Origin of the sequence: Nonomuraea fuscirosea (assembly GCF_035917475.1) — a bacterium.
GTDB lineage: Bacteria > Actinomycetota > Actinomycetes > Streptosporangiales > Streptosporangiaceae > Nonomuraea > Nonomuraea fuscirosea.
On sequence record NZ_CP109074.1, the window covers coordinates 6,226,996 to 6,243,752 of the forward strand.

A 16,757-nucleotide genomic window follows, 5' to 3' on the forward strand; every position below is an offset into this window, starting at 1 on the left:
GTCATCCAGTCTGCCATGCCCGTCACGGGAAGCGCGACCGCCCCCACCTATTTGACCAAGCGCTCGCTCAAGCGGCCATGATCCGGTGCGCGCGCCGCGCCGCCGGGCTGTACCGCACCTGCCCGGGGACCAGGCCGAGCCCGGTGTGCAGCGTACGCAGCGTCGCCGTGGCCCACAGGTCGCCGACCGGTGTCGCGGGCAGGCCGTAGAGCCGGCGCGCCCAGCGCGGCAGCGTGGCGAACGCGAGCAGGGTCAGCGCCGGCATGGCGGGCTTGAGCGGGGTCAGCAGGCGCGGAAGCGGCGCGTTGAGCGACAGCCGCAGCGGATGAGCCGCCTCGGGCACGAAGCGCAGCCCAAGGCGTTCGGCGTCGATGTAGTCGCGCAGCTCGCCGACCGAGCCGGGCACGTCCTGCGGATCGAGGCCCACCACCTCGGCCGCCCGCCGCCACTCGGCGACGAACGTGTCGGCCTCGTCGTCCGACAGGCGCACCCCGGCGCGGCGGGCCACCGACAGGTAGGAGTCGACCTCGCCCACGTGCACCCACCGCAGCGCGTCGGGTTCGTCGAGGCGGAAGGTGCGGCCGGTGTCGGGGTCGTAGGCGGTCAGGCTGGCGTGGATCTTGCGTACGCGACGGCCGGCGCGCTCGACCTCGGCCAGGGTGCCGTAGGTGCGCACCCGGACGAACTCGGTCGTGCGGACGAATCGCGACCAGGACTCGTGCGGATCCATGAGCGCGGAGTTCTGCAGGACGCCACGCATCGCCCGCGGGTGCAGCCCCTGCATCAGCAGCGCACGGAAACCGCCCACCAGCAGGATCGGCTCACCCATCACCCGCCACGTCACCGAGCGGGGCCCGAAGATGCCATGGTCGCTCATAAGTGAAGAGTTACCCAGCTGACGGGCCCTCCATGCCACACCTTCCGGCCACACCTTCCGGCCACGCCGTCACGTCACGGCTTCACGTCACGGCTTCGTGCCACCGCCGTGTGTCATGAAGTGGCGCGGACGGCGGCGGCGCGGAGCTCGTCGATCGCGGCCACCGGGTCGGAGGCCCCGTAGACGGCGCTGCCCGCCACGAACACGTCGGCGCCCGCCGAGGCGCAGCGCTCGATGGTGCCGGCGTCCACACCGCCGTCGACCTGCAGCCAGACCCTGCCGCCGTGCCGGCCGATGAGCTCACGCGCCCGCCGGATCTTCGGCAGCACCACGTCGAGGAACTTCTGCCCGCCGAACCCCGGCTCCACGGTCATCAGCAGCAGCATGTCGACCTCACCCAGCAGGTCCTCGTACGGCTCCACGGGGGTGGCCGGGCTGAGCGCGAGACCGGCCCTGGCGCCGAGGGAGCGGATCTCCCGCAGCGTACGGATCGGCGCCTTGGCTGCCTCCGCGTGGATCGTCACGCTGCCCGCCCCCGCCTCCGCGTACTGCGGCGCCCAGCGGTCGGGGTCGGCGATCATGAGGTGGCAGTCGAGCGGCGTGTCGGTCGCCTTGCGCAGCGCCTCGACCACGGGCAGCCCGAGGGTCAGGTTGGGCACAAAGTGATAGTCCATGACGTCGACGTGCAGCCAGTCGGCATTCGGCACGGCGGCGGCCTCGTCGGCGAGCCTGGCGAAGTCGGCGGCGAGGATGCTGGGCGAGATCTGTACGGCCATGATGGCCCAGTCTATTGACACCTCCAGGTCTCCTGGCCGCCCAAGCCCGCACCGCCCGGCTGCTCTGGTCGTTCGTCCACGCCCCAGGCCGCCCTGGACCGATCGTCCACGCCCCGGGCCGCCCTGGCCGTCCGCCCACGACCGCACCACCTCGACCGGCCTCGTGGGACCGTCTCAGCGGACGGCCTTCTCCCGGGCGGCCCGCGACATGAGCCCGAGCCTGATGAACAGCACGGGTGCGCCCACCTGCACCCACAGGGCCAGCAGCGCGTACCCGGCGTACGTCGTCACCGCACCGCCCGGCAGCAGTTCGCGTCCGGCGTACCGGATGGCCACCGCCACGACCTGGCCGAGAGCCCAGCGGGCGGCGCGCAACCGCAGCGGACCGCCCGCGTCGAACCAGCCGAGCCGGTACATGATCGACGTCCCGGCCAGCGTGCCCAGCAGCACGCCCGCCATGATGACGATCGGCTCCAGGCTCTCGGGATCGATCGTCCCGGCCGAGCTCCAGCTGCTCGGCACGACCCACCCGGTGTACGGCGCGTCGGCCGGCGCGGCGGCGCCGATCAGCGCGGCCGACAGGCCCGCCGAGGCGGCCCGCCGTTCTAGGCGTGCCCCGACGGCAGCCCGAACGCCCCCTCGGCCGGCAGCGGCTGGACCCTGGCGTCGATCCAGTACGGCCTGGGCTGGTACAGGACCAGCTTGCCGATCACGTTCGTGGCGGCGGCCGGCAGGACCACGGAACCGAGCCGGAGACCCAGCGCCGGGCTGACGCACCAGTAGAGCACCGGCAGGCAGAGCAGGAAGAACGTGTCCGTCCCGAACACCGACACCAGCTCCAGCACGGGGCGTACGGGGCCGGGCAGGTCCTGCAGGCAGATGATCGGCCCGAGCTCCGCCATGTGCAGGTCGTCGAGGAGATCCACGCCGTCGATCGGACCACCCCCACCCACCACACCACGCGCCCCGACGCCCCCAAGCCGCTGAGACACACGGCACCCGCACTCCCCCGCACCCCAGCACAGGCAGCCGGAGGCCGAAGCTCCAGGGGCGGGGGTCAGGGGCGCTTGCGCAGGAGGGACAGGAACATGGCGTCGGTGCCGTGGCGGTGGGGCCAGAACTGCGCGTGCGGACCGTCGCCGAGCCCGTCCACCTCGGGCAGGTAGGCGCGGGCGTCGAGCTGTTCGACGTCGTCCCTGCGGGCCAGCACGTCGCCGATCACGACCCGGGTCTCGGCCAGGTGCGGGGAGCAGGTGACGTAGGCGACGACGCCTCCTGGACGTACCGCGTCGAGTGCCGCCCGGAGCAGGCTCCGCTGCAGCTTGCCCAGCTCGGCGATGCCGGCGGGGTCGCGACGCCAGCGCGCCTCCGGTCGCCGCCGCAGCGCGCCCAGCCCGGTGCAGGGCGCGTCGAGCATGACCCGGTCGAACACGCCGGGCCGCCACGCGGGCTCCGTGCCGTCGGCCGTGACGACCGTCGCGTCCCTGGTCGTCTCCCACACCAGCCGCGCCCGGTGATACTGCACGTCGGCGGCCAGCACCCGCGCCCCACCGGGAAACGCCTCAGCCGAACCCGAGCCCGGCTCCGAGCCTGAGGCCCCACCGACGCCCGAGCCCGTACCGACACCCGAACCTGTACCGATGCCCGAGCCTGTACCGACGCCCGAGCCCGGTTCCACGCCCGAACCCGAGCTCACCCCCGTACCGGAGTCCACGTCCGAGCCCCCGCCGGCCCCGTCCACCGTACGAGCGGCACCGGCGCGGCGGCGGGATTCGCTGTCCAGGCCGGCCAGGTCGCCGTGGACGGCGATGGCGTCCAGGAGCCCGGCCTTGCCTCCGGGCCCCGCGCACATGTCGAGCCACACCTCGTCCCCGTCGCCGTCGAGCGGCACCCGGGTCAGGGCGAGCGCCACCAGCTGGCTGGCCTCGTCCTGGACGGCGGCGCGCGTCTCGGCCACCGCCTCGATCTGCCCGGGGTCGCCCTCGCGCAGGTAGGCGGCGTACGGGGAGTAGCGGCCCGGCAGGGCGCCCGTCTCTTCGAGCTCCTCCACCGAGCTGCGCCCCGGCCGCGCCACGAGCGTCACCAGGGGCCTGGCGTTGTCGGCGGCGAGCAGGTCGGCGAGCTCGTCGGCGCGCCCCTCACCCGGCCCGAGCGCGTCGCGGAAGGCGGAGACGATCCACCGGGGATGGCCGTGGGCGACGGCGAGGTGACCGACGGGGTCGGCGGCCGGGTCGGGCGCGACGATGGGCACCCATTCCTCGATCGTCCTCGACCCGATCTTGCGCAGCACCGCGTTGACGAACTTGGCCGCCCCCTGGCCGATGCGCAGGCGTACGAGATCGACGGTGGTGCCGACGGCGGCGTGCGGCGGGACGCGCATGCGCAGCAGTTGGTGGGCGCCGAGCCGCAGCGCGTCGCGCACGTCGGGGTCGGGCTCGCGGTCGCTGCACATCTCGATGACGGCGTCGTAGGTGCCGAGCCCGCGCAGTGTCCCGTAGGCGAGCTCGGTCGCCAGCGCGGCGTCGCGCCCCTTGATGCCGCGCTCGCGCAGGAGACGTGGCAGAAGCAGGTTGGCGTACGCGTCCCGCTCGTCGACGGCGCGTACGACGTCGTAGGCGGCGTTGCGGGCCGGGTCGCGGGCGGGCCTGCGCGGCCCTCCCGAGCGGTCGCCGCCGCCCCGACCGCCACCCGATCCACCGCTCCTGCCGCGGCCCGAGCCGTCGCCCCGGCCGCCGGATCCCTGGTGCCCCCTGGTCTTCATCCCGTCGAACTCTCATCCAGGCCCGGACGGGCGGTCGGTCGTACGTGTGCGGCCCGCTTCGGGCAGGGGGCGGCGGGCTCGGTCACGTGAAGCTCTCCTTGGCCTCCGGGCGGACCCCGCGGGCCCACTCGCCGGCCTGCATCAGCCGTTTGCCCTGCGGTTGCACCTCGCCCAGCAGCAGCGCGTCGGTGGCGGTGCCGACCAGCACACTCGTCTTGGTGGCGACGATCTCTCCCGGCGCCGGGCGCTCGCCCTCGACTACCCGCGCCGCCCCCAGCTTCACCCGCTGGCCGCGGAACTCCGTCCACGCTCCCGGGCCGGGCGTGCAGGCCCGGATCAGCCGGTCGACGTGCATGGCGGGCTTGGTCCAGTCGACGCGGGCGTCCGCGACGGAGATCTTGGGCGCGATGGTGACGCCGTCGGCCGGCTGCGGCCTGGCCTCCAGGGTGCCGTCCTCGACGCCGTCGAGGGTGGCGGCGAGCAGCCCGGCCCCGGAGACCGACAGCCGCTCCAGCAGCGTCCCGCTGGTGTCGGAGGCGCGGATCTCCTCGGTCACCACGCCGTAGACGGGCCCGGCGTCCAGCTCTTTGACGATCTGGAACGTGCTCGCCCCGGTGATCTCGTCGCCGTGCAGGATGGCGTGCTGCACGGGGGCGGCTCCGCGCCAGGCGGGCAGGAGCGAGAAGTGCAGGTTGATCCAGCCGTGCCGGGGAATGTCGAGCGCCACCTGCGGCAGCAGCGCGCCGTAGGCCACGACGGGGCAGCAGTCGGGCGCGAGGGCCCGCAGCCGGTCGAGGAAGGCCGGGTCGCCGGCCTTCTGCGGGCGCAGCACCTCGATGCCCGCTTCCTCGGCGAGCTCGGCCACCGGCGACGGGTGGACCTTGCGCCCCCGGCCCGACTGGGCGTCGGGGCGGGTGACGACGGCCACGACGTCGTGCCGGGGCGAGTCGATCAGGGTGCGCAGCGACGGCAGCGCCGTCTCGGGCGTGCCCGCGAAGACCAGGCGCATGCTGTCAGAGTGCCTTTCCGCCGGTGGCGTGGGGCGACATCCTGATCACGGGGGCGGCCAGGCCGCTCCACTCCGCCTCGCGCACGGCCTTCATGGCCAGCTTGCGCTGCTTGGGGTCCATCCGGTCGATGAACAGGATGCCGTCGAGGTGGTCGGTCTCGTGCTGGAAGCACCGGGCCATCAGGTCGGTGCCCTCCAGCGTGACGGGCTCGCCGTGCATGTCGAAGCCCTTGGCCACGGCGCGGACGGCGCGCGGCGTCGGGAACGACAGGCCGGGGAAGGACAGGCAGCCCTCCTCGCCCTCCTCGTCGCACTCGTCGGACAGGTCGAGGTCGGGGTTGATCAGGTGACCGACCTGGTCGTCGACGTAGTAGGTGAACACGCGCAGCCCGACGCCGATCTGCGGCGCGGCGAGGCCGGCGCCCGGTGCGTCCATCATCGTGTCGGTGAGGTCTTTGACCAGCTTGCGGAGCTCCTTGTCGAAGTCGGCGACGGGGGTCGCCGGGGTGCGCAGCACCGGGTCTCCGAACAGCCGGATGGGCTGGATCGCCAAGGGGTCACTCCGTTTCTCGGTACGCGGGACCAGGTCAGTTTAGTGCAGGCACGGACCCCGCTACCGGCCCTGGCCCGCCGTCCGCGAGCGGGTGTGGGCCAGCGAACGGGCCTTCATCGCGGCCTTGCGCGCGGCCTTCACCACGGCCTGGTCGTCGTGGGCCGTGGCCAGCATGTCGAGGACGGCGATCGTGTCGGGATGGCCGACCGCGGGCATCTCGCGTACCAGCTTGATCAGGTCTTCGCCCGGCTCGGGCGGGTCGAGCCGGCCCGCGGCGGGCGCCGACAGGTGCATGAGCGCCGCCAGGGAGTCGACCGCGATCCAGGTGTGGTCGTCGGAGCTGAGCGTGGGGGCGGGCAGGTCGCGGATGTGCAGCCAGGAGGCGGCGTAGCGGCGCATCAGGGGATGGTCGAGCGCCTCCCGGACGGGGGCCTCGGCCTCGGGGCCGAGCTCCTCCAGGATGGCGCCGACGGCGCCGCGCTGGCCGGCCGTGCCGGACTTGGCGATCTCGATCAGGTCGCGGGCGGCCGACTCGGGCGCGCGGCGCTCCAGCCACCCGGCCACCGCGCTCTGCGTGGCGCTGCCCTTGACCAGCGCCTCCACCAGCTCGGCCGCGGACAGGTCGGCGAACACCTCCACCTCGGCCGCGGTCGGCGCGTCGTGCCCCTCGCGCAGCAGGTCGCGGCGGACGGCCCAGACACCGAGCGGGGTGAGCGCGGTGCGGCCGGCCGGGGTCTGCTCGACCAGGCCGCAGTAGGTCAGCAGCGACAGCGCCTCAAGGAGCTCCGCGGGCAGCGCGGCGGCGATCCTGCGCATCGCGACCGGGCCGGGCGCGCAGGCGACCTCGTGGGACTGCAGGATGCCCCGCGCGAGGTTGGCGGTGGCCACGCCGGAGCGCACGGAGTAGATCGTGGCCAGCATCTCGGCCAGGTGGCCGTCCACCACGGCCGAGCCGGTCAGCCCCTCGTCGGCGCGGTCGAGCACGTCCATCACCACGCCGTCCCAGAACTCCAGCGTGGCCTCCACCGTGAGCTGCATCGACAGCGGCCCGCGTGAGGCCCGGCCGCCGAGGATCTGCAGCAGCCCGGTGTTGACGGCGACGATCCAGATGAGGCGCAGCCGCGCGGCAGGCAGGCCGAGGTCCTCGGCCGCCGCGGCCGCGTCGGCCTCGCTCAGGTGCCCCTCCTGGCTGACCTGGCGGTTGCCCGTCCAGGTGGTGAGCCTGATCGCGTCGGCGACGAGCGGCACCGCGGGCACCGCCTTGGCCAGCTCCGCGTCGGGGGCGAGGAGGACCGGCGGGAACGTCAGCGCCTCGTGCTCCACGGGAGTCTCCTCAGGGGGCCGTGGCGGCACGGCGGCCTGCTCATCGATCAGCTTGCGCAGCTCGGCGAGGTCGAAGACATTGTTTGCCACCCACGAAACTTACTGCACACCGGTCACATGAGCGTACTCAACGGATGGCGCGGGAGCGGGCTTTGAACGCGGCCTTACGCGCCGCCTTGGCCACCGTGCCGTCGGTGATCGAGCGTCCGAGCAGTTCGAGTACGTCGACGACGTCGGGATGGTCGACCCGCCACATCTCCTCGATGAGATGGGCGGGAGGACCGGAGGCCGCCATGTTCTCGGCGAAGATCTCCGGCTCCTCCTGGGCCGCGGGCATCGCCAGGGCCAGCATGTCGACACTGACCCAGAGCAGCTCCTCCTGGGTGAGCTGCGGCGCGGGCAGGCCCCGCGCGGCCAGCCAGTGGATGGCGTGCGGCCGCAGCTCCTGGTCCTCCAGGTAGTCGCGGATCTGGGCCTCGGCCTCCGCGCCGAGCCGGTCGACGATGGTGACGGCGATGCCGCGGGCCACGGCGGGCGCGCCGGAGGCGGCGGCGAGCAGCTCGGCGGCGGCCTCCCCCGGCACCCGGCCGGACAGCCAGCGGTCGATGTCGGCCTCGGCCAGCTCGGTCGGCACGCCTTCGAGCAGTCCTTCGATGAGCCCGCGCGCGTCGGCCTCGGCCAGGTCGGGGGCCTGTGGAGCCTCGACGCCGAGGGAGAGGTAGTGCTCGCGCAGCGCCCAGACGCCCAGTGGCGTGAGCTCCGCGGTGTCGCCGGAGACCTGGAGCATGCCGCTCCACTCCAGCCTGCCGAGCACGGCGTCCAGGTCGGCGCCGCCGTCGCCGGCGATCTCGTCGAGGTAGTCGCCGACCACGGTGACGGGCACCCGCACCTGGAGGCGGTAGAGCATGTCGAACAGGTCGTAGAGGCTCTCGTCCAGCTCCGCCGAGCCGGTGACGGCGCCGGCGGTGTCCTGTTCGAGCAGGCGGGCGACACGCGCCGCCCAGGCGTCGAGCGGGTCGTCGCCGCCGGGCAGCGGCTCCACGGCCAGCATCGGGACGCCCGCCAGCGCGGCGCGCAGCTCGTCGGGCCCGGCCAGCCGGACGGCGGGCAGCGGGGTGCAGCCGGGGCAGTCGCAGGGCGCCTCGCCCAGGTCGGGCAGCTCGCCCGAGGGGATGGCCACCGACTGCTCGAGCGATTCCGGGCCGATGGAGCTGAACAGGCTCTTGGCCATGCCGAAGTTCGCCTCGTCGGCGAGGGCGCCGGGCATGCGGGTGGCGATGTCGTCGAGCCGCTCGCGCATCAGCGCCACGGTGGCCGCGCTCACATGGCCCGCATCGCTGAGGTGGTCGACGAGGGTGCGGGCGGCGGCGACCGTCTCGGGCGCGCTCTCCGGCGGGGCGATGACCTTGCGCGGGTAGATGGACAGCAGCAGCTCGTCGAAGGTCTCGGGAGTGAAATCGCCCAGTTCGTTGACGTTGAGGTAGTCGCTGGCGTAGTCGCAGAGCAGGCGGACCTCGTCCGCGTCCACTTCGACTTCCCGCGCCCGCCCCCAAGCACGCAGGTCGTCGATGGCCTGGTTCACCCATTCGATCGACACAGGGGCACGCTAACGGCTACCCACGGGATGAGCGAATCGGGGAAACGGTCTAAATCAGGTCGAGTGGGTCGACACTCACCCTCACGACATCAGGCGTCTTACGCGCCGCACGCACCCCACTGGCCCCTTTGAGCGCGGCGGCCAGCGCGGCTCCTCCCGCCCGGCGTACCCGGATCATGGCGCGTTCCTGGCCGGCCTCTCCCACCGGCACGGGACCGAGGACCTGGGCGTCGGCGGGCAGGCGTACCTCGTCGAGCATCTGCCTGACCGCGCTCGCCACGCCGGTGAGCGTGGCCATCCGCACCGCCGGCGGGAAGCCCAGCTCGGCGCGGTCGCCGAGTTCGCGCTCGGCGTGGGTGACCGGATCCCACCGCAGCAGCGCCTGTACGGCGGGCAGCGCGGCGTCACCGAGCACCACCAGCTCGGCGGCGGGGCGCAGGAGGGCGGCGGCGTTCATCCACCTGCGCACGGTCTCCTCCCCCGCCCGCAGGTCGGCCCGCCCGAGCAGCGCCCATCCGTCGAGCAGCACGGCCGCCGCGTAGCCGCCGTCCGCCACCGGCTCCGCGCCGGGGGTGGACACGACGAGCGCGCGGGCGCCCGGCACGGTGGCCAGCACCCCGTCACGTCCGGACGTGCGCACCGGCACGGACGGGAAGGCCCGGCCGAGCTCCTCCGCCGTGCGCCTGGCCCCCGTGACCACCGCGCGCAGCCGCGGGCTGCCGCAGGAGGCGCAGCGCCAGTCGGCGTCCACCCGGCCGCACCAGCGGCAGTACGGCGCCGCGTGGCCGCCTCTCAGCGCGAGCGGGCCGTGGCACAGCGGGACCGGCTCGGCCGGCGGCACCTCGGTCTGGGGCTCCAGCGCGGCCGTCTTGGTGGGGGGCAGGGCGCAGCGGGCCGGGGTACGGCAGTGCTGGCAGGCCAGGGAGGGCAGATAGCCGCGCCTGGGCACCTGGACGAGCACGGGGCCGCTCTCCAGCCCGTGGCGCAGGGCCCGCCAGGCGATGCTCGGCAGGCGGGCCTGCCTGGCCGCCTGGTCCTTGGCCAGCTCGGCGTCCTCGCCGGCCGGGTGCACGCGCGGGGCCAGGCTCCTGATCGTCGTACGGGCGGCCACGATCGGCCTGGCCCAGCCGGTGGCGACGAGCTGGGTGGCCTCGGCGGTACGCGCGTAGCCGCCGATCAGCATCCCCGCCCCCGACCTGTGGGCGCGCAGGCCGAGCACCTCGCGGGCGTGCGGGTAGGGGGCCAGGCGCTCGGCGTGCAGGTCGTCGCCGTCGTCCCAGATGGCGACCAGGCCGAGCCCGGCGACGGGGGCGAACATGGCGGCCCTGGTGCCCACGACGGCGCGCACCTGACCTCGCAGCACCTTCAGCCACCGCCGGTACCGCTCCGCGGGCCCCAGATCGGCCGTCAGCGCCACGTGCCTGCCGGGGCCGAGCAGGCGGGCGAACGCGGCGTCGGCCAGCGCCACGTCCTTGCCGTCGGGAACCACGACGACCGCTCCCCTGCCACCGTCCAGCGTGGCCCGCACAGCCTCGGCCACGGCCCCCGCCCAGCCCTTCGCACCGGGCAACGCCGACCAGACCGCCCGCGGCGCCCGCCCGTCCCGCAACGCCCCGAGAAACGAGGCCCCCGCCGGATACGCATCCCACGCACTCGCCTCCGCCGCCACCTCCCCGACCCGACCCGCCTTACCACCGGCCGGCTCACGGGAAGGCTCGGGAGACGCGGCTTGAGCGGACCCGACCTCGGAGGACCCGGCTCCGGAGGAAACCACCCGTTCAAGCGCAGGCCCCTCCGCATGCGAAGCCCCCGCCGCCTTCCCCTCGCCCACCTGACCCACGGCCTTCGGGATGGCTGATCCCGGGACACCTGATCCCGGGGTAGCGGATTCCGGGGTGGCCGATCCCGGCGTCACCGCGTGCGGCGTCGTTGCTTGCAGCGTCGCGAGCTCCGGCCGATCGGGCGGTCCCGCCTCCTTGCGAACCTCCGCCCCCTTGCGAACCCCTGCCTTCTCGGGGGCTCCCGCCTCCTTGGGGACCCCCGCCTCCTTGGAAATTCTCGCCTTGGAGACCCCCGCAACCTGGGGGACCCCCGTCCCCTTGGAGACCTCCGCCTCCTTCAGGCCCTCCGCCTCGGCCTTGGCGTGGCGGGGTGGCACGGCCAGGCGCAGGACGTCGGTCAGGGTGCCCGCGTATCTGTCGGCGACCGCCCTGGCCAGGCCGGCGATCTCGGGGGTGAGCACCTGCTCGGGCGACACCACCCGTTCGAGTGGGGTGAGCTTGCCCTCGTGCTCACTCGCCGCCACTCGTTCCAGCAGGAACCCGTCCACGAGCTTGCCCGCGAACCGCACCCGCACCCGCACACCCGGCTGAGCCGTCTCATGCAGTGAGGCGGGGATCAGGTAGTCGAAGAGCCGGTCGAGGTGCGGCAGCGGACTGTCCACGGCGACCCGCGCCACGGGGTCCTCCGGAGCCGGGACAGGCGCCCCTTTGGTGTCCTTCGCCGACGTCGCGGGCCGCACGGCTTCGAGCGGCAGGAGGGCGTCGTCGGAGGAGTGGCTCACGCATAACGTCTACCAGACCTCCACCCCCGGCAACGCCCACGCCCCATCGCCCACCCGAACGCCCACCGCCATGTTGCTCCAGCACACCGACGACACCAGCGCGAGCATGGCACGGCACCGCACGGCCCACACGGGCATGTCCGGCACCCCAGGCGCCACAACGACAGGGCCCCTAAGAGCCCGACCGTTGACGTGACCTGTCCGACCCCCACGATGCCGTTGCACCCCATGCGCCACCGCATCGGCGCAGCACAGCTCAGCTGTCACCGAGCACCATGACATCCATGCGGCACGGCATCCCTGGGCCTATAGCGGCCGTCCGCCATCGCGACCGTGACGGCACTGCGACCGTGACGGAGTCGCGATCGTGAAGGAGCGCGCCTGGCCTATGGGAAGGCGCCGCACGACCGCACGCTCCCTTACGAGGAGGCGCATCCTCTTTACGTGAGGCGCTTCGCCCCGTGGCAGCACCGGCGCCCGCAGGTGCGCCGACCCGTCGGGGCGCGCCGGGCCGGGCGAGCACGCCCCGTCGGTGCGCAAGGCCTTGCCGACGCCATTGACGCGGGTACGCCGTTACACAGGGACGCCAGTCGCGCGAGTACGCGGCCCGTACGACGCGCGAAGCCGTGTGGAATACGCGACGACCGGTGCCACCCGGAGGGAGGCGCCGGTCGTCGGGGACAGTCTGGACCGCCCGCAGCGCGAGGTCAGACCGCAGCGCGAGGTCAGACCACAAGTCAAGTCAGGCCGTAAGCCAAGCCCAGCCCGACCAGGCCACAGGTCGAGCCAAGCCGGGCCTGACCAGCCCCGGCGGCCGGACCGGGTCAGGCCGGGATGTGGTGGGTGGTCAGAGGCCGGCGGCGGTGCGCAGGGCCTCGGCGCGGTCGGTGGACTCCCAGGAGAAGCCCTCGCGGCCGAAGTGGCCGTAGGCGGCGGTCTCCGAGTAGATCGGACGCAGCAGGTCGAGATCGCGGATGATCGCGGCCGGGCGCAGGTCGAACACCTGCAGCACGGCGGCCTGGATCTTCTCCACTTCCAGCTTCTCGGTGCCGAAGCACTCGACGAACAGGCCCACCGGCTGCGCCTTGCCGATCGCGTACGCCACCTGCACCTCGCACCGGTCGGCGAGGCCGGCCGCGACGACGTTCTTGGCGACCCAGCGCATGGCGTAGGCGGCGGAGCGGTCGACCTTGGACGGGTCCTTGCCGGAGAAGGCGCCGCCGCCGTGGCGGGCCATGCCGCCGTAGGTGTCGATGATGATCTTGCGGCCGGTGAGGCCGGCGTCGCCCATGGGCCCGCCGATCTCGAAGCGCCCGGTCGGGTTGACCAGCAGCCGGTAGCCCTCGGTGTCGATCTCGATGCCCGCGAGCACGGGGTCGACCACGTGCTCCTTGATGTCGGGCGTCAGCATCTCCTTGAGGTCGATCTCGGCCGCGTGCTGCGTGGAGACGACCACGGTGTCGAGGCGGACCGGCGTGTCGCCGTCGTACTCGATGGTGACCTGGGTCTTGCCGTCGGGGCGCAGGTAGGGGACCGTGCCGGTCTTGCGCACCTCGGACAGGCGCTGGGCCAGCCGGTGGGCGAGGGTGATCGGCAGCGGCATCAGCTCGGGGGTCTCGCGGCAGGCGTAGCCGAACATGAGGCCCTGGTCGCCGGCGCCCTGGCGGTCGAGCTCGTCGCCGTCGCCGCCCACGCGGTGCTCGTAGGCGTCGTCGACGCCCTGGGCGATGTCGGGCGACTGCGCGCCGATGGACACCGACACGCCGCAGGAGGCGCCGTCGAAGCCCTTGTGCGAGGCGTCGTAGCCGATCTCGAGGATCTTCTCCCGAATGACGCCGGGGATGTCGACGTAGGTCTCGGTCGTGACCTCGCCTGCGACATGGACCTGGCCGGTAGTGATCAGAGTCTCGACGGCGACACGGCTCTTGGGGTCGTCCTTCAGCATGGTGTCGAGAATCGCGTCACTGATCTGGTCAGCGATCTTGTCCGGGTGGCCCTCGGTGACCGACTCGGAGGTGAACAGGCGACGTGACAACTCAGTGGCTCCTCATGCAGCGGCTGCTGACGTATGTAAGGCCCGGGGCGCATGAGCATGCCTGGGCCTCGCCGAAGTCTAGCCCTACCCGGCGCCCGGTCGCGAAACCGTCCACCATGTGGCCGCGGTCACAGTTCGGGCAGTGGATCGGGCGGGAGGGTCTCCGGCGCGAACATCTCCGCGTCGGCGGCCGACACCACGGCGGCGTACTCCTCGTCGAACTCGAACACCATCGATCCCACCTCGATCACGTGGCCGGGCAGGATGGGCCCGAGCCTGGTGTCGCGCGGGAACTCCGCGAACACCGACACGGGCCGATCGGAGCGCAGTGTCCTGGTGGCCAGGACGGATATGGCGGAACTGGTGACCACGATGAGGAAGTTCCCCGTTCCCTCCGCCCCCGAGCAGAAGGCGGGGAAGACGTAGTGAATCTCCCCTTGGTCTCCGAGCAGCGTCCTACAACGATCCCTGACAGCGGAACCCACCGGCATTCCATCCCCCTTCGACCTAAGTATCCGCAGGCGTCCGGGGGTGTTGCAACAGGTGATCGAGTAATTGGTTATGAACGGTTTTGTACGACAGATGGGTGTCGTGTCCAGCATGCGGGGTTTGGGGGCATTTCAGGGGAGGCGGGCGGCCACGAGGTCCCAGACCACGTCGGCCAGGTCCTCCTTGGGCCCGAACGGCACCTCGACCGCCTCGCCGCCCGCCACCAGCACGGTGGCCGCGTTGCCGGCGGTGCCGAAGGCCAGCCCCTCCCCCACCTGGTTGACGACCAGGAGGTCGCACCCCTTGCGGGCGAGTTTGGCCTGCCCGTTGGCGAGCACGTCGTGCGTCTCGGCCGCGAACCCGACGATCACTCGTGGCGGCACCGCACCCGGACCCGCTTCCCGATCTCCGTCCGTGAGGGCGGTGCGCGCGGCGCGGCGGCGTTCGCCGAGTTCGGCGAGGATGTCGGGGTTCTTGACCAGCCGGATGGCCTCGGGCTCGCCGTCCGTCTTCTTGATCTTGGCGTCGTGGCGCGACTCGGGACGGAAGTCGGCGACCGCGGCGGCCATGACCACCACGTCGGCCTCGGCGGAGGCGGACAGCACGGCCTCGCGCAGCTCCGCCGTGGACTCGACCCGTACGATCGCGGCCCCGGCGGGGTCGGGAAGGATGACGTTGGCCGCGACGAGCGTCACCTCGGCGCCCCTGGCGGCGGCGGTCCTGGCCAGGGCGTAGCCCTGCAGCCCCGAGGAGCGGTTGCCGATGAAGCGGACGGGGTCGATGGCCTCGCGGGTGCCGCCCGCGGAGACGACGACCTTGCGCCCGGCCAGGTCACGGGGCCGCCCGGCGAGCACGCGCAGGCACGCCTGGAAGATCTCGGCGGGGTCGGGCAGCCGCCCAGGCCCGGTGTCGGCGCCGGTGAGCCGGCCGGCCGCGGGGTCGATCACGACGGCCCCGCGCGAGCGGAGCGTCGCGACGTTGGCGCTAGTGGCGGCGTGCTGCCACATCTCGGTGTGCATCGCGGGCGCGAAGACGACCGGGCACGTGGCCGTGAGCAGCGTGTTGGTCAGCAGGTCGCCGGCCAGCCCGTGAGCGGCCCTGGCCAGCACGTCGGCCGTCGCGGGCGCCACCACGACGAGATCGGCACCCTTGCCGATCCGCACGTGGGGCACCTCGTGGACGTCGTCCCACACCTCCGCCGACACGGGCTGGCCCGACAGGGCGGCCCAGGTGGGCGCGCCCACGAACTTCAGGGCCTCGCGGGTCGGGACGACCCGCACCTCGTGGCCGGACTCGGTGAACAAGCGCAGCAGCTCGCACGCCTTGTACGCGGCGATGCCGCCGCTGACGCCCAGGACGACCTTCATCGAAGGGGTCAGACCGCGCCTTCGATGGGCTCGGCGTTGAGCAGGCCCTCGGAGACCTCACGCAGCGCGATGGACAGCGGCTTCTCCTGAGCGTGCGTCTCGACCAGCGGCCCGACGTATTCGAGCAGGCCCTCGCCGAGCTGGGAGTAGTAGGCGTTGATCTGGCGGGCGCGCTTGGCACCCATGATCACCAAAGAGTATTTGCTGTCGACGATGTCGAGCAGCGCGTCGATCGGCGGGTTGGTGATGCCCTCCGCGGCCGGGGTGGTGCCTGCCACGATTGTCAGACCTCTCGGTTGATGGTTGTCGTGACCCCCTGAGGGTCAGTCATCAAGGCTATCAGGCGATGGCACACGTCTTGGACGCTCGTGTTCACCAAGGTGAGGTCGAACTCGTTCTCGGCCGCCATCTCGACCCGCCCGGCCTCCAGCCGGCGCGCGATGACGTCCTCCGGTTCGGTGCCGCGGCCGCGCAGCCGCTTCTCCAGCTCTTCCCAGCTGGGCGGGGCCAGGAAGATCAGCAGCGCCTCCGGCATGCTGGCCCGCACCTGGCGGGCGCCTTCGAGGTCGATCTCCAGCAGGGTCGGGACCCCGTTGGCGAGTTTCTTCAGCACCGGCTCGCGCGGCGTGCCGTAGCGGTTGCCCGCGAACTCGGCCCACTCGAGCAGCTCGCCGCCGTCCACCAGCCGGTCGAACTCCTCGCCGTCGACGAAGAAGTAGTGGACCCCGTTGACCTCGCCGGGCCGGGGCCTCCTGGTGGTCACCGAGACCGACAGCCACACCTCGGGGTGTGCCCGCCGGAGCTCGGCGACTACCGTGGACTTACCGACGCCCGACGGCCCGGACAGGACCGTCAGGCGTTTCTCTCTCAGGGGCGGGAAGCCGACCTCCGCTCCGGGTCCGACCGCCTCGTGGGCACTGACATCGCCGGACCAGGACCTGTCGGTCACTTCCTACCCCCCGTTGAACCCGCGCTTTCCTGTGGAACAGAGATTAGCTCTCGTTGCCACCGAACTCGCGCTCGAGGGAGGCCCTCTGGTTCGCACCGAGACCCCGCACGCGGCGGGACTCGGCGATGGCGAGCCGCTCCATGAGCTGCTTGGCGCGGACCTTGCCCACGCCGGGGAGCGATTCCAACAAAGCCGACACCTTCATCTTGCCGATGACGTCGTCGGTCTGCCCATCCTTGAGCACCTCAGCCAGAGAAACCGCGCCATGCTTGAGCCGGTTCTTGACCTCGGCACGCTCTTTACGGGCCTTGGCAGCCTTCTCCAGGGCTGCGGCGCGCTGCTCAGGGGTCAGGGGAGGAAGAGCCACGCCGGGTCACCTCGAATTTCTGTCGATGTACTCGGACGGGAAGGGAAACTAGCTGGTCATCGCCCCCTAAGCAACGTCAAGAGCGGTTTCT

16 protein-coding genes are annotated in these 16,757 nt (G+C 72.7%); all 16 read right to left on the minus strand.

All coding sequences use genetic code 11. The features are described 5' to 3' along the window. Positions 1-67 precede the first annotated feature (67 nt). The 16 genes from OIE67_RS28370 to mihF all read right to left on the minus strand — a co-directional run bounded on the left by OIE67_RS28370 (position 68) and on the right by mihF (position 16,666). Complete coding sequence (locus OIE67_RS28370; RefSeq protein ID WP_326626102.1) at positions 68-877, minus strand: oxygenase MpaB family protein; 810 nt, start codon at positions 875-877, stop codon at positions 68-70. Positions 878-990: 113 nt separating this feature from the next. Then, positions 991-1,653, minus strand: a complete 663-nt coding sequence (gene rpe, locus OIE67_RS28375; protein WP_106244558.1) for a ribulose-phosphate 3-epimerase — start codon at positions 1,651-1,653, stop codon at positions 991-993. A gap of 174 nt (positions 1,654-1,827) precedes the next feature. Beyond that, complete coding sequence (locus OIE67_RS28380; RefSeq protein WP_326626105.1) at positions 1,828-2,175, minus strand: hypothetical protein; 348 nt, start codon at positions 2,173-2,175, stop codon at positions 1,828-1,830. Between the two features lie 83 nt (positions 2,176-2,258). Then, positions 2,259-2,579: a phosphatase PAP2 family protein gene (locus OIE67_RS28385; protein ID WP_326626107.1), complete on the minus strand. Its 321-nt coding sequence runs from the start codon at positions 2,577-2,579 to the stop codon at positions 2,259-2,261. 131 nt (positions 2,580-2,710) lie between these two features. Then, complete coding sequence (locus OIE67_RS28390) at positions 2,711-4,414, minus strand: RsmB/NOP family class I SAM-dependent RNA methyltransferase (RefSeq protein WP_326626109.1); 1,704 nt, start codon at positions 4,412-4,414, stop codon at positions 2,711-2,713. 82 nt (positions 4,415-4,496) lie between these two features. Continuing rightward, the gene (gene fmt, locus OIE67_RS28395) at positions 4,497-5,423 is read right to left on the minus strand and encodes a methionyl-tRNA formyltransferase (RefSeq protein ID WP_326626111.1); all 927 of its coding nucleotides are present in this window, start codon (positions 5,421-5,423) and stop codon (positions 4,497-4,499) included. A gap of 4 nt (positions 5,424-5,427) precedes the next feature. Next, positions 5,428-5,976, minus strand: coding sequence for a peptide deformylase (gene def, locus OIE67_RS28400; RefSeq protein ID WP_326626113.1), 549 nt, complete (start codon positions 5,974-5,976; stop codon positions 5,428-5,430). A 60-nt stretch (positions 5,977-6,036) separates the two neighbouring features. After that, positions 6,037-7,389 (minus strand): hypothetical protein, encoded by a 1,353-nt coding sequence (locus tag OIE67_RS28405; RefSeq protein WP_326626115.1) that lies wholly within the window; start codon positions 7,387-7,389, stop codon positions 6,037-6,039. A gap of 37 nt (positions 7,390-7,426) precedes the next feature. After that, entirely contained in the window at positions 7,427-8,896 is a 1,470-nt protein-coding gene (locus tag OIE67_RS28410) for a hypothetical protein (protein WP_326626117.1), read from the minus strand. A gap of 49 nt (positions 8,897-8,945) precedes the next feature. Next, positions 8,946-11,459 (minus strand): primosomal protein N' family DNA-binding protein, encoded by a 2,514-nt coding sequence (locus OIE67_RS28415; RefSeq protein ID WP_407674754.1) that lies wholly within the window; start codon positions 11,457-11,459, stop codon positions 8,946-8,948. A gap of 847 nt (positions 11,460-12,306) precedes the next feature. Continuing rightward, a complete protein-coding gene (gene metK, locus OIE67_RS28420; protein ID WP_106244549.1) occupies positions 12,307-13,494 on the minus strand; it encodes a methionine adenosyltransferase in 1,188 nt (395 codons plus the stop codon). Positions 13,495-13,622: 128 nt separating this feature from the next. Continuing rightward, a complete protein-coding gene (locus OIE67_RS28425) occupies positions 13,623-13,865 on the minus strand; it encodes a hypothetical protein (protein ID WP_326626119.1) in 243 nt (80 codons plus the stop codon). Between the two features lie 249 nt (positions 13,866-14,114). Continuing rightward, positions 14,115-15,350, minus strand: coding sequence for a bifunctional phosphopantothenoylcysteine decarboxylase/phosphopantothenate--cysteine ligase CoaBC (coaBC, locus tag OIE67_RS28430; RefSeq protein WP_326626121.1), 1,236 nt, complete (start codon positions 15,348-15,350; stop codon positions 14,115-14,117). Between the two features lie 8 nt (positions 15,351-15,358). Next, the gene (gene rpoZ, locus OIE67_RS28435) at positions 15,359-15,628 is read right to left on the minus strand and encodes a DNA-directed RNA polymerase subunit omega (RefSeq protein ID WP_043638590.1); all 270 of its coding nucleotides are present in this window, start codon (positions 15,626-15,628) and stop codon (positions 15,359-15,361) included. Between the two features lie 5 nt (positions 15,629-15,633). Next, the gene (gene gmk / locus OIE67_RS28440; RefSeq protein ID WP_326645506.1) at positions 15,634-16,221 is read right to left on the minus strand and encodes a guanylate kinase; all 588 of its coding nucleotides are present in this window, start codon (positions 16,219-16,221) and stop codon (positions 15,634-15,636) included. A gap of 121 nt (positions 16,222-16,342) precedes the next feature. Continuing rightward, positions 16,343-16,666, minus strand: a complete 324-nt coding sequence (gene mihF / locus OIE67_RS28445; protein WP_020541698.1) for an integration host factor, actinobacterial type — start codon at positions 16,664-16,666, stop codon at positions 16,343-16,345. Positions 16,667-16,757: the final 91 nt, after the last annotated feature.